Origin of the sequence: Nocardioides sp., assembly GCF_964229035.1 — a bacterium.
GTDB lineage: Bacteria > Actinomycetota > Actinomycetes > Propionibacteriales > Nocardioidaceae > Nocardioides.
Window position 1 is genome coordinate 22,137 of the sequence record NZ_CAXRAZ010000063.1, and the last position, 12,367, is coordinate 34,503.

Here is a 12,367-nt window from a genome sequence, read left to right on the forward strand (position 1 = left end):
CTTTCAGAGGAGGTTCGGGAGGAGGTCGATGACGCGGTCAGCGCACGCGAAGGCCGTCACCGTGAGCGCGGGCAGGAAGACCACGTAGGCCGCTCGGCGGTTCCAGCGCTTCCACGCCCACACGGCCGCGAGCGAGAGCCCGAGCAGCAGCTCGGAGAGCCACGAGAGCGAGAACGCGCGCTCGGAGTCGCCGGACATCGCCTGGTCCTCGTCGGCCACGACTCCCGGCGCGATCGCGATCGGGGGCCTCGGCTGGGCCTTCGAGATCAGCTTGGCGTCGACGCGGAGCACGCTGGTCGGGGCGAACGGCGGACCGTCGGCGGTGATGAGGGTGAGGCGACCGTCGCTGGGGCCGAGCACCGGCAGCTGAGTGGCGCCGTTGCGCGGACCGATCACCTCGTACTGCGCGATGCCCTGGCCGGTCGACACGCTGATCTTGTCGCCGCGCTGCAGCTCGCCGATGCCGCCCAGCGGACCGCCGTAGGCCGCAGCACGGCCCATCAGGATCGCCACACCGGGCTGGCCGGGGAACGGCGTGTCACGCCGGTGGCCGACGCCGAGCTTCGTCGTCCGCGAGCTGGTGCCCTCGACGACGACCTCGCGCAGCCCCAGACGCGGGATGCGCAGCAGCGCGATCGGGGTGCCCGACTCCACGATCTTGCCGTTGATGTCGAGCTGGCCGATCGGCGAGGAGCCCTCGGCGAACCCGAGGCGCAGCTTGCTGTAGAGGTCGCGCTGGGAGTTCCAGTGCTGCAGCTGGCTGACGACGGTCAGGTTCATTAGCAGCACCAGCAGCACGAGCGAGAGCAGGCCGAGGGCCGAGGTGGTCAGCGTGGTGCGCCACTGCGGCGGCGGAGGCTGCTCCACCCGCTGCAGCCGCGGCAGGCCGGCCGGCCACACGGGTCGGCTCGGGCGGTCGCCGCCGCCGGCGCGTGAGAGCCAGCCTGCCGGGCCGGGACGGTGCGGTGCGACGGTCACTGCGTGCCTCCGGGTCCGGTCGGGTCCATCGGCGGCGCCGGCGGGCCGGCGTCACCGCTCGGAGCGCTGGGCGCGGCCGGGCCCGCAGGCGAGGACGCAACCGCACCGCCGGCCGCGATCGCACCCGCGGCGGGCCGCAGGTCGAGCGCACGCGACACGAGCGGCGGGCCGAGCACCAGCAGCGCCACGAAGAGCACGCTGATGAGCAGCGCGAGCTGGGGCGTGCCCCAGGTGCGCGAGCCGGCCAGGTTGTAGGGCGTCGCCACAGCGCTGGCGTCGCCGCCACCGGCGGCCGCGGTCGTCTGCCCGGTGCACAGACCGGTGTCGGGGTCGCACGCGGCCGCGCCGCCCGTGCCCGGGGCACCGGCCGCGCCGGGCGCCGCCACGCCGCCCGCGGCGGTCGTGCCGCCACCGGCAGCCGCGGATCCCCCGCCTGCAGCCGCGCCACCGCCCGCAGCCGCGCCGCCGCCCGCGGTGGTGCCGGGCGCCTGGCCGCCGCCGGCGACGGACTTGCCGATCCACGGCGCCTGGCAGGCGGCGTTGCACTCGGCAGGGAAGGGCGCCTTGTCGATGAGGATGTTGCGGTCGGGGCTCTCACCCGGTCGGAAGGTCGGGTTGTTGCACGGGTTGCCCGAGCCCGACTTCACGCCGCTCTTGGTGGCGAGGATCTTCTTCTTGGTGTCGGCGCCGATGCCGGGCACCTTCAGCACCTGGTCGAGGGCGGAGAGCACCAGGTTCATCGGCAGCGGCGAGTAGCCGAGGCGACCCATCGTCTGCTGGCCCTCGCAGAGCACGAACTGCTCGAAGTAGGCCAGCGTCTGCCCCTTGGCGGTGTCGAAGTTACCGCGAGTCTGGTTCGGCTGGATCATGTAGGAGTACGCCGACAGCGGGTAGGTGCGCGGGTCCTTGTAGGTGTACACCTGCGAGAGGTCCTGGGAGAGGTAGTTCGCCGACTTGCTGTCCTGGTTGATCTTGGCCTTGGTCAGCGCCACCGCGACGGCGGTGTCGGTGGGCAGGGTGAAGAAGCCGGCGGCGTTCTGCACCTGAGCCACCGGGAAGTTCACGCCGAGGGCGTAGGAGTACTCGTCGTAGTTGATCGTGTACTCGGTGTTGGCGGTGTAGGTGGTCACACCGTTCGAGCCCGACTGGGCGGTGAAGTTGTCGAGGCCCTGGTACGGGAAGTAGGACGTGGCCGACTTCGGGTTGCACTTGGTCTTGCGGCAGAGCGCGGCGTAGTCCGACGGGAACTGACGCAGCATCCACAGCGTGAACTGGGCGGTGGCGCCCGAGCCGTCCGAGCGGACGACGACCGTGATGCGCTGGGCGGGCAGCGCGACACCGGGGTTGGTCTGCTTGATGATCGGGTCGTTCCAGCGGGTCACCTGGCCGGTGAAGATCTTGGCCACCGCCTGCTGCGAGAGCCGCAGCTTCTCGAAACGCTTGCCGCCGACCTTGAGGTTGTACATGAACGCGGTGCCACCGGCCACCACCGGCAGGAGGCCGTACTTGAAGTTCGGCCGCACGGTGTCCTGCGGGTCGGAGGTGTCGCCGGTGTAGGGGATCTCGGAGACGGCGAAGTCGGCGAGACCCTGGGCGAAGTCCTTGCGACCCTTCGACGAGCCGGTGTTGTTGTAGTCGACCGTCACGCCCTGGGAGCGGACGGCGGCGCGCCAGTCCTCGACCGCGTTGCCGGCCCAGGACGAACCCGAGCCGCTGATGCGGGCGGTGGGGGCCTTGTACGCCGGCTGAGGCGCGGTGCCCTCGCCGGCAGCCACGGCGGGAGCGGAGGCGAAGGCGATCAGCAGCGACAGCAGGATGCCGACCTTGCGGGCGGCGCGCAGACGCGGATGGCGGTTCATCGGTGATCTCCTGGAGAGGTCGTGGGCGCATCCGGTGCGCCCGAGCTGGGGACGGCGCCGGCGGGTGCGACGCGGAGGGAGGCGAGCTCGGCACGGATCGCCTCGTAGTTGCGCTCGACGCGGCCCTGGTCGCGACGCGAGCGGGCGGCGCGGCGGCGCAGCTGACGAGGCGTGACCTCACCGGCTCGCTGACCGCCGATGAGGCGCGCCAGGACGAACAGGATGAGCACGATGATCAGCAGCAGCGCCGCGGTGGCGAAGCCGCGGGCCTTCATGTCGGGCTGCGGCGCCTTGACGAACTCGAGCGCCGCCAGCGGCAGCGACACCTGGGGCCCGTCGAAGGGGTTCAGGTTCATGTTCGACGTCACACCCGCGGTGAGCAGCACCGGCGCGGTCTCGCCGATGCCGTGCGCGGTGCCGAGGATGATCGCGGTGGCCAGGCCCGAGCGCACCGTGGGCAGCACGACGTGCTTGACCACCGCCCACTGGCCGCCGCCGAGGGCCAGGCCGGCCTCGCGCAGGTTGCCCGGCACCAGGCGGAGGACGACGTCGGCCGAGCGGATCATGATCGGCAGCATCAGCACGGTGATCGCGAGCGAGGCCGCGAAACCGTTGTACTGCTTGGTGAACAGCAGGATCACGGTGGCGTAGATGAACAGACCCGCGACCACCGACGGCAGGGCCGTCATCGCCTCGACCACCGTGCGCACGAAGCGGGCGAAGCGACCCTTCACCTCGTTGAGGAACAGCGCGGTGGCGGTGCCGAGCGGCACCGTGATGATGAGCGCGATCGTGATCTGCTGCAACGTGCCGACGATGGCGTGCAGCACGCCGCCCTCGCTGATCGGCCGCAGCGGGCCGGTGAGGCTCATGTCGGTGGTGATGAAGTTGTTGCCCCAGTCGAGCCAGGGCACCTGGCGGAAGACGTCCCAGCCGCGGAAGAACACGTAGCCGATCACGAGCAGCACGAGCGTGATCACGAGGACGCCGGCCGACCACAGCATCACCTGCGCCACCTTGTCGCGCATCGCGCGCCCGTCGGCGTCCAGGCCGATGAGCACCGCGTAGGCGGCGAGGAAGAGCAGGAACGCGCTGATCGGCACCCAGCCGTTCGGGATCATCCCCGTGACCGGGCCCAGCACGAGGGCCAGCGAGACGGAGCTGACGACGGCGCCGGGCAGCGAGTAGCGCTCGTGGGGCGAGGCGCCGAAGCGCACGCGGGGCGGCTCGACCTCCTGCGCAGGCAGGGCCTGTCGCGGGAGGTAGGTGGTCGGGGTGCGTCCGGTGTCGGACGACGGGGCGGGCGAGACCGGCGGCGGTGCCGGGTGCGTGGTGGTCATCATCCCTCGCTGTCCGCGCCGGAACGAGAGCGCGCGATGATCGTGGAGGCGGTGAAGTTGATCGCCATGGTGAGCAGGAACAGGGCCAGACCCGCAGCCATGAGGGCCGACATGGAGAACGAGTTCGCCTCGCCGTAGCGCAGCGCGATCATGGCCGCCACCGAGTTGGAGCCGTTCTCGAGGATGTTGAAGCGGATCTCGTAGAGCGGCGAGATGATCAGGTAGATCGCGATGGTCTCGCCGAGTGCGCGGCCGAGGCCGAGCATCACGCCGCCGATCATGCCGCCCTTGCCGAAGGGCAGCACGACCGAGCGGATCATGCCCCACTTGGTGGCCCCGAGGGCGTAGGCCCCTTCCCGCTCGCCCTGGGGCGCGCGGGAGAAGGACTCCACCATGATCGAGGTCTGGATCGGCACGATCATCATCGCCACGACGATGCCGGCGATGAAGGTGGACGACGTGTAGAGCGCGGGATCGGGCAGGGGGTTGGACGGATCGGCCCCGTCGACCTTGAAGAACGGGATCCAACCGAAGTAGGTGGAGAGCCAGTAGGCGAACGGCACCATGTGGTTCTGCAGCCAGGCCAGGCCCCACAGCCCGAAGACCAGCGACGGCACGGCCGCCATGAGGTCGATCACCGAGGTCATGACCCGCTTGACGCGGCCGGTCGCGACCTCGGTGATGAACAGCGAGGCGCCGATCGACAGCGGGATCGACACGATCAGCGCGACCACCGCGATCATCACGGTGCCGGTGAGCACAGCCGCGATGCCGAAGTTGTTCGTCTCCGGCGCCCACTCCTCGGTGGTGACGAAGTCGATCACGCCCACCGACGAGATGGCGTCGATGGCGTTGATCGTGAGGAACAGGCCGACGAGCACCATGATCGCGAGCACGAAGGTGCCCGACCCACGGCTGATCTCGCGGAAGATCCGATCGGTCGGTGCGTGGATGACGGGGATCGGACGCGCCTGTGCGTCCTCAGCCCCCGCCTCCGGGTAGTCGGGAAGGACGGTGCTGCTCATCGGGTGATCCTCACGTTCCGGGTGAAGCTCATGACGGGGCCGCTCAGGCCGGCGACGAGGGCGAGCAGCAGACCGAACGGGATCATCCAGCCCGGCCACGACTCAGTGCTCGCCGCGACCGTGACGACCTGCGCCGTCGCCGTCGGCTGAGCGCCCGGCGAGGCGGCCGCGCCGGGCGAGGCACCCGCCGCGTCAGGCGTGGACGCCGCTCCGCCGGCGGCACCACCACCGAGGCCTCCGCCGCCGGCACCCCCGTCGGCGCCGCCGTTGGTGCCACCGCCGTCACCGCCGTCGCCGTTGGCGCCGGTGTCGGGCACGGCCTTGCGCAGCTGCGCGATGGCCGTGACGGCCTGCTGGCGCAGCGTGTCGGTCAGCGGGGCGTAGCCCGGGGGCAGGTTGCCCTCGTCGAAGCCCAGCTTCTGGCCCTTGCCGATCAGGTAGTCGAAGGCGTCGGCGTAGCCGGCTCGGTCCGACTGCGGCAGGGTCAGGTCGACCGCGCCGTAGATCGGGAGGGTGAGCGGGTAGGCGCCCGAGGCGTAGTCGGTCGGACCGGGCGAGGCCCAGCCGTCGTCGTCCCTGGAGAACCGGTCGGCCGCCTTGCGCAGCGAGGCGGAGTTCGCCTCCACGCACTTGTCGCCCTCGGTGTTGCACAGGATCGCCGTCGGCACGCGCCACCGGGCGGCGGTGGCCGTGTCGGTGATCGCGATCAGACCGACCTGGGACGCGCTCTGGCGCGTCTTCGGGTCCGTCCACTTGCCCGGCTGGGGGCCGCAGTCGTCGTTCGGCACCTGCGGGGTGTTGGCGCAGAGCTGGCTGTTGGCCGGCGCGTAGCCGATGCCGACACCACGACCGGTCGCGGCCATCGAGTCCATCCGGGGGAGGTGGTCGACGACGCCGTAGGTGGGCAGGTCGTCATCTCGGGCCTCCTGCCAGGTCGGCAGGGGGAAGGGCGAGCCGTCGGGCGGGTAGCTGAGCGGCTGGTCGACGTAGCCGTTGGCGATCGGCGTCGCCGTGCGCGCGGCAGCCGCGGCCGCGGCCAGGGCGACCTTCTGGTCGGAGCAGCCCTCGTAGGTGCGGGTGGAGTAGAACGGGTTGATCACCATGCCGTTCTCGTCCGGGCAGCCGTTGAGGAAGGCCTTGGCGTCGGGGTCGGCCAGCAGCCAGTCCCACACCGCAGCCGCGCCGTCGGAGCGCAGGGACTCGACGATGAGGTGGTCGATCGCCTGGCTCGCCGCGTCCTTGAGGTTCAGGTGGCGCAGATCAGGGTTGAGGCGACGGAACTCAGGGTCGTTGCCGAGGTTGGTCGGCCGCTGCGTCATCCACGGGGCCGCAAGGCGGCTGAACCCGGTGCGGTCGAAGATCGCGAACTGGTAGCTCTGGGTCAGCAGCTTCGCCACGAGGCGGGCGTCGAGCTTGATCCCCTTGATGAGCGTCCCGGCGCGGTCGGCGTCCGCACGCAGTTCCGCCAGGCTGTCGTAACCGCAATCCTTCGCGGTCTCCTCGGTGTCCGAGGCCTTCCAGCGACAGCGCGGCTGGTACACGAGCTGGTAGGCGAAGACCGGAGCCGACAGCGCCAACGGCACCGGCGTGGTCTTCGTGACCCCCGAGGTGCGGCGGGTGGTGAGGATCGCACGGTTGGATCCCGCGGCGAACTGGTTGCGCGCCACCTCGTCACCGAGCTGGGTGTAGCCCAGGGCGATCTTCCGGTCGCTGCACACGCCGGGCGTCCACGAGGCGGCCGCGTTCGACAGCATCTCCGAGCCACCGAGGAGCGACCGCGACTGCCCGGAGGGACAACCGGTCAGGACGTCGCGCAGGGCGATGCGCACCTGGAGCCGCTGGGCCCACAGGCTCGGCGAGATCGGGCCGGTCGAGGTCGTGAGGACGCCGCTGACGCGCGGCACGACGACGATCCAGCACTGCGAGGTGCTGGGAGCGTCGCTGCGCTTGCCACATCCGAGGCCGGCCGACTCGAGGCTGGTCTGCACCTCGAACTCGCGACTGGTGGCGCCGTTGCTGCCGGCGACCACCCGGGAGAGCTCGTTGGTGGTGTCCTTGCTGAAGAACTTGTTCTGCCCCTTGGTGCCGTCGGCTTCGACACCCGCGATGGAGGTGAACGGAACAGCACCACCCTCCTGGGTGGAGTACTGGCGCCAGTCGCCGCCGCTCACGGTGAGCGGATCGCCCACCACGCTGCGCTCCTCGCTGCGCACGTTGCCGCCGACGCTGAGGCTGTCAGGGCCGTGCTCACCGATCTGGCACGTGGCCGGGTCGGGCGAGGAGGCGTTCGGCGCCGGCCGCCCGGAGGCCGTGAGGCCGCCCCAGCACTGGAAGATCTGGAAGTAGGTCGAGAACTGCTGGGTGTCCGGGTTGATGCCACCCTTCGCGCCGCGGATACCGATAGTCACGGCCTGGTTGACCAGGCCGCGGGTCTGTGACACCGAGACCTCCAGACCACCCAGACCGTTACCCGCGCCGAAGTTCGCGGCGTACGGGTCGGCGATGCGCGCGGGCACGTCGTCGTAGGTCTTGTTGTCGGTGTGGGGGATCACCTGCTGGCCGTTGCGCGGCACCGTGTTCTCCGGGGCGTTGCCCTGGTTGTCCCAGCGCACCGTGACGGCGCTGTCGCTCGACAGCACGCCCTGGGCGCCCCAGTCGGAACCATCGGTGACGGGCGGCGCGGCACCGGCGTAGCCGGTGCCGATTCCCGAGAAGCCGGTCCCGGCGATCACCAGACCGGTGAGCGCCACGGCGATCCGCGCCCGGCCGGACCGGCCGGGCTGCTGAGCAGCCCGACCGGTCCGGACGCGGTTCACCGACATGGTGGTGAGGAGGTCTCGCACGGTCACCGGGCCTTGTAGCTCGCGGCGACGGTGGCGGGGAGCACCGAGGTGCTGCCGCCGTAGGTGACGGTGAGCTTGGTCGTGCCCTTGACGGCGGCCGGCAGCGTCACGGTGACCACACCGTTGCGCAGGGTGCCGACGACCGAGACCGCCCGCTTGCCGGGTGCGACGACCTTGACCGTGACCTTGCCGGTGGGCACGAGGCCCGTGGCCTTCACCGTGATCGCCAACTTCGGCTTGGTCCTGACCCGCACGGAGGTCGGCGAGACCTTGGCCGAGACGAGGGCGCGGGCCCGGGCGATGGTGACCGCCGAGGTGGCCGAGGTCGAGGTCGCGAAGGCGCTGGTGGCCGGCACGAACTGGGCGCGCAGGCTGTGGGCGCCCGCGGTCAGGGCGGCGATTCGGGTGGCGGTCGCGCTGCCGGCGGCCAGGGGGACCGTGGCGAGCACGGCGCTGCCGTCGAGGAAGCGGATCGAACCGGTGGGCACGGTGTCGCCGGCGGCGACCGTGGCCGAGAGGGTCTGACGGGCGCCGGCCACGCGGGTGCCGGTGACGGTCAGCGACGTGGTGGTCGCGGCTGCCGCACGCGTCACGGTGCGCAGGTTGCTGGTGGCGGAGGCGTAACGACCGGCGGCCTCGCCCGAGGGGGTGTAGACGGCCCGGTAGCGGCGGAACTCGCCGGCGGCGAGGTCGCTGACCTCGAACGTGGCGGTGCCGGCCTCGGAGACCGCGACGGGCTCGCCGAGGTCGGTGAACTCGCCCTCGTTCTGGCCCTTGGGCAGCGCGGAAAACTGGACGGAGCCGGCCGCGTCGGTGAGCGCGGTTCCGGACTCGTTCTTGATCGTGGCGGTCAGCGTGGTCGTGGCGCCCACGGTGCCGTTGGTGAGCTCGACGACGGGCGTCGTGAGTGCGCTCGTCACGGTGTAGGCGCCGGAGGTGGCGAGGGTGCCGTTGCCGACGCTGGCGTCGAGGCCGGTGCGGAAGGTCAGCCAGGCAGCGGTGGCCTTGCCGTCCTCGTTGCGGTCGACGATCGGCAGCCCCGTGTCGGCGTCCGTGGCGCCGGTGGTCTTGACCAGCACCATGCTGATCTCCTGGTCGGCCGCCCAGCGGTTCAGGATCGACTTGCCCTTGGGGGCCACCGACACCGGGTTACCGGCGCGCAGCGCGTCGCGGGAGACGAAGTCGGTGGTGTTGATCAGCTGGTCGGGCCTGCCGTCGTTGATCCACGCCTGGTACTCGGCGAGCGTCGAGACCTTCAGGACCTCGTCGGTGGTCGGGGTGTTCGGGGTTCCCGCGATCGTCGTCAGGGCGCTGATCTCGGTGAACCAGGGATAGACCTCGCCGATGTTCTGCCCGGCCTCGACGGTCGGTGCCTCGTTGCTGCCGTCGGCGGAGGTCGTGGTGAAGACGACGGCGAGCTTGTTGAAGTCGTCGGTGCCGAAGGCCTCCAGCATCGCGGCGCCCGAGGCGTCGGAGCCGAGGTCGGCCGAGATTCCAGTGCCCAGGTCGCGGTTGTTGCCCTCGTGACCCCACTTGCCGACCGTGATCGCGTTGGCGGGATCGCCGGTCACCGGGCCGGGCTCCAGGAAGAGCTCGTAGACGGAGCCGGTCGGTGCGGCCGCCTGGGCCGCGGGTGCGGCGACGAGCGCGGACGTCGTGGCGACGGCGCCGACGACGGTTCCCACGAGGACGCCGACGGCGAGACGTCGGCGACGGTGGGGCGTGAGTACGGACATGGTGTGCCTCTCGAGATGGTGGTGCGACGGGCGAATCAGGTGGAGCAGGTGACGCCGCTGCTGGGGCAGGGCGACGTGACGACGGCCGGCGGACGGCCGCTGGGGCGGGTGGTGCGGCGGGAGCAGATTCGTGGGGTCGCTGCCCAGGGTCATGACGACTCCTGCGAGCGACGGAGGTAGACGCGCCCAGCCACCAGTGCGGCAGCCAGCAGGACGAGCGCTGCGACGGGCCAGGCGAGACCGGACCCGGTCCACAGCGTGCCGAAGCCGGAGGTCTCGTCCTTCGCGTCGGCGTCGGCCGCCTCTGCGTCGGCCGCGGCCTGCGCGGCAGGATCGGCGCCGGCGCTCGCCGATGCACCCGCGGAGGGCGACGCGCCGGCACCTGCCGAGGCGGTGCCGCCCGAGCCGTTGACCTCGGCGGAGGGATCGTCGGAGACCTCATCGGGGGCCTTCGGGAGGGCGCTGGCGCTGAGCACCCGGTAGGCGCCGGAGGTCCGGATGCTCGAGGCCCTCGGGCCCGCCTCGGTCTCGAAGGTCAGCCAGGCGGTCCGGGCGCGACCCTCCTCGTCGACGTTGACGATCGGCACGCCGTCGGAGTCGAAGCCGTCGATCCCGAAGACGACGAGGCTGATGCGCTCCCCCGCCTTCCAGCGGTTCTGGATCGACTTGCCCTGCGGGTGCGCGGAGACCGGGAGGCCCGGCACGAGGGCGTCCCGTGCGACGAGATTGTCGTCGAAGACCTGCTCGGGCTTTCCGTTGCGCACCCAGTCGCGGAACTCATCGAGGGTGTGCACCACGAGCACGGCGTCGTTGTAGCGCTGACCGCCGGCCGCCATGCCCGTCGTGACGCCGATGCCGGAGAACCACTCGAAGACCTCGCCGGCGTTCTTGCCTTCGCCGACGCGCGGGCGCTCCGCGGAGCCGTCCTCGCTCGCGCGCACGAAGGCGACGCCGAGCTTGGTGAAGTCGTCGACGCCGAAGCGCTTGAGCCAGAACGCCTGCGCCGGATCGGTCACCGCGCCGGAGCTGTCGGTGAAGTCGCCCGAGACGAAGGTCGCGCCCTTGCCGTCCTTGCCCTCACGGCCCCACACGCCGTCGGTGATGGCACGGGTCGGGTCGCCGGAGACCGTTCCCCCCTCGAGGAAGATCTTGCCGCCGTCCGGTTGGCTGACGTCGGCGTGAGCCGGCGCAGCGACGAGGGCGCCACACACTGCCAGGCCGAGCACGCCGACCAGAGCGACCACGCGCTCGGCAGCCGCAGGACGCAGACCGGGCAGGCGGGGCAGACGACGCTTCTTCTCGCTGCGACGACTGCCGGGCGCACCGGGACGGTTGCGGTGCTGCTCGTAGCGTCGATACGCCCAGCGCAGCCCGAAGGCCAGCGCAACGAGCAGGAGGACGGCGACCAGCAGCGCGACGGGCCACTGCCAGGCCATCGCCGAGTCCTTGCCCTGGACGAACGTGACCGGTCCGGCGAGTTCGGGGTCGACGGGGGTCGGGAACACCGACACCAGGGCGTCGACGTCCAGGGCGGAGAAGGTCGTAGCGATCGACTGGGTGACCTTGACCGAGCTCCCGGGCAACAGGTCGTCGATCGGCTTCGGTCGTCCGAACTGCTCGCTGTGGAAGCGGCGGTCGAGATTGATGAGCTGGGTGGCGTTCATCCGCACATTGCCGGTGTTGCGCACGTCGTAGGTGACGGTGACGCCGTCGCGGCCCTTGAGGCTCGGCGACCAGCCGTAGTCGAGCCGCATGTTCTCGACCTTCAGCTCGGGGTTGATCGGGCCGGCGACGCGGAAGTAGGCGCGGACGCCGATGCGCTGGTCGAAGCGGAGCTTCGTGCCGTCGGTGTTCTTGCCCTCGGTCTCGAGGGCGGCCAGGACGCCGGCCACGTGGTCGCCGGGTTGGGCGTCGGCAGGGACACGAGCCTCGAAGGGGACGACGATCCTGCCCAGCGTGCGTCCCTTGCGCCCTGGGACCTTGACCTTTCCGGACGCCGGGACGTCGAGCTTGAACCACGAGCCCGATTCGGTGGGCGTGGCGTCTCCGGGGGCCAGGCCGAACGTGCCGTCGACGCCCTGCTGGGCATCGGCGGCGTAGACCCGCAGCGTCAGCGGCTTGTCGCCGAGGTTCACCAGCGCGATCGAGTCGCGGACGGTCGAACCGGGAGTGGCCAGGTACTGCAGGTACGGGCGGCCGTCGACGTTCTGCTCCTTCGGGACGTCGTTGGCGGGGCCGATACCGAAGGTGAGCTTCTTGGGGTCCGCCTGCGGGACGCTGGTGTCGTCCTCGGGCTTCTGGGTGGCGCGCGGCGATGCCGGCTCCGAGGGCGTCGTGGACGACGAACCGCTCGGTAAGGGGCTCGGTGAGGGGCTCGGCGCCGCTCCGGCGACGCCGGTGCTCGCCACGCCGAACCCGAGGGCGAGCGTGGCCAGGAGCGCCACGACCGGCGACTGGAGCCGGACGCGCAGGCGTGCCCGCCGGCTCTCCGGTCGGGCGTGGTGGGTGTCAGTACGCATTGGGGGCGAATTCCTCAGGGTGAGGGGTGGTGGCCCGCTCGGGGGTGGTGCCGGGGCGGGGGGGGGG

The 12,367-nt window shown here is 71.3% G+C and carries 7 protein-coding genes; all 7 read right to left on the bottom strand.

Annotated elements, in window-relative coordinates; translation table 11 throughout:
- Window positions 1-3: 3 nt before the first annotated feature.
- The 7 genes from ACERUN_RS18440 to ACERUN_RS18470 all read right to left on the bottom strand — a co-directional run bounded on the left by ACERUN_RS18440 (window position 4) and on the right by ACERUN_RS18470 (window position 12,300).
- A complete protein-coding gene (locus ACERUN_RS18440; RefSeq protein ID WP_370291572.1) occupies window positions 4-978 on the bottom strand; it encodes a sortase in 975 nt (324 codons plus the stop codon).
- Complete coding sequence (locus tag ACERUN_RS18445; protein ID WP_370291573.1) at window positions 975-2,837, bottom strand: substrate-binding domain-containing protein; 1,863 nt, start codon at window positions 2,835-2,837, stop codon at window positions 975-977. The genes ACERUN_RS18440 and ACERUN_RS18445 overlap by 4 nt, the downstream gene beginning before the upstream one ends.
- On the bottom strand, window positions 2,834-4,177 hold the full coding sequence (locus ACERUN_RS18450) for a PstA family ABC transporter permease (RefSeq protein ID WP_370291574.1): 1,344 nt from the start codon (window positions 4,175-4,177) through the stop codon (window positions 2,834-2,836). The genes ACERUN_RS18445 and ACERUN_RS18450 overlap by 4 nt, the downstream gene beginning before the upstream one ends.
- On the bottom strand, window positions 4,177-5,202 hold the full coding sequence (gene pstC / locus ACERUN_RS18455; protein WP_370291575.1) for a phosphate ABC transporter permease subunit PstC: 1,026 nt from the start codon (window positions 5,200-5,202) through the stop codon (window positions 4,177-4,179). Before pstC ends, ACERUN_RS18450 begins: the two co-directional genes overlap by 1 nt.
- Window positions 5,199-8,051 (bottom strand): hypothetical protein, encoded by a 2,853-nt coding sequence (locus ACERUN_RS18460; RefSeq protein ID WP_370291576.1) that lies wholly within the window; start codon window positions 8,049-8,051, stop codon window positions 5,199-5,201. The genes pstC and ACERUN_RS18460 overlap by 4 nt, the downstream gene beginning before the upstream one ends.
- Window positions 8,048-9,781, bottom strand: coding sequence for an Ig-like domain-containing protein (locus ACERUN_RS18465; RefSeq protein ID WP_370291577.1), 1,734 nt, complete (start codon window positions 9,779-9,781; stop codon window positions 8,048-8,050). The genes ACERUN_RS18460 and ACERUN_RS18465 overlap by 4 nt, the downstream gene beginning before the upstream one ends.
- A 149-nt stretch (window positions 9,782-9,930) precedes the next feature.
- Window positions 9,931-12,300, bottom strand: a complete 2,370-nt coding sequence (locus ACERUN_RS18470; RefSeq protein ID WP_370291578.1) for a hypothetical protein — start codon at window positions 12,298-12,300, stop codon at window positions 9,931-9,933.
- Between the last annotated feature and the right edge of the window lie 67 nt (window positions 12,301-12,367).

What these genes read in the sequence shown, in the direction of transcription:
- pstC (WP_370291575.1), bottom strand. Translation starts at nt 5,202, where the DNA reads ATGAGCAGCACCGTCCTTCCCGACTACCCGGAGGCGGGGGCTGAGGAC.
- ACERUN_RS18445 (WP_370291573.1), bottom strand. Translation starts at nt 2,837, where the DNA reads ATGAACCGCCATCCGCGTCTGCGCGCCGCCCGCAAGGTCGGCATCCTG.
- ACERUN_RS18465 (WP_370291577.1), bottom strand. Translation starts at nt 9,781, where the DNA reads ATGTCCGTACTCACGCCCCACCGTCGCCGACGTCTCGCCGTCGGCGTC.
- ACERUN_RS18470 (WP_370291578.1), bottom strand. Translation starts at nt 12,300, where the DNA reads ATGCGTACTGACACCCACCACGCCCGACCGGAGAGCCGGCGGGCACGC.
- ACERUN_RS18450 (WP_370291574.1), bottom strand. Translation starts at nt 4,177, where the DNA reads ATGACCACCACGCACCCGGCACCGCCGCCGGTCTCGCCCGCCCCGTCG.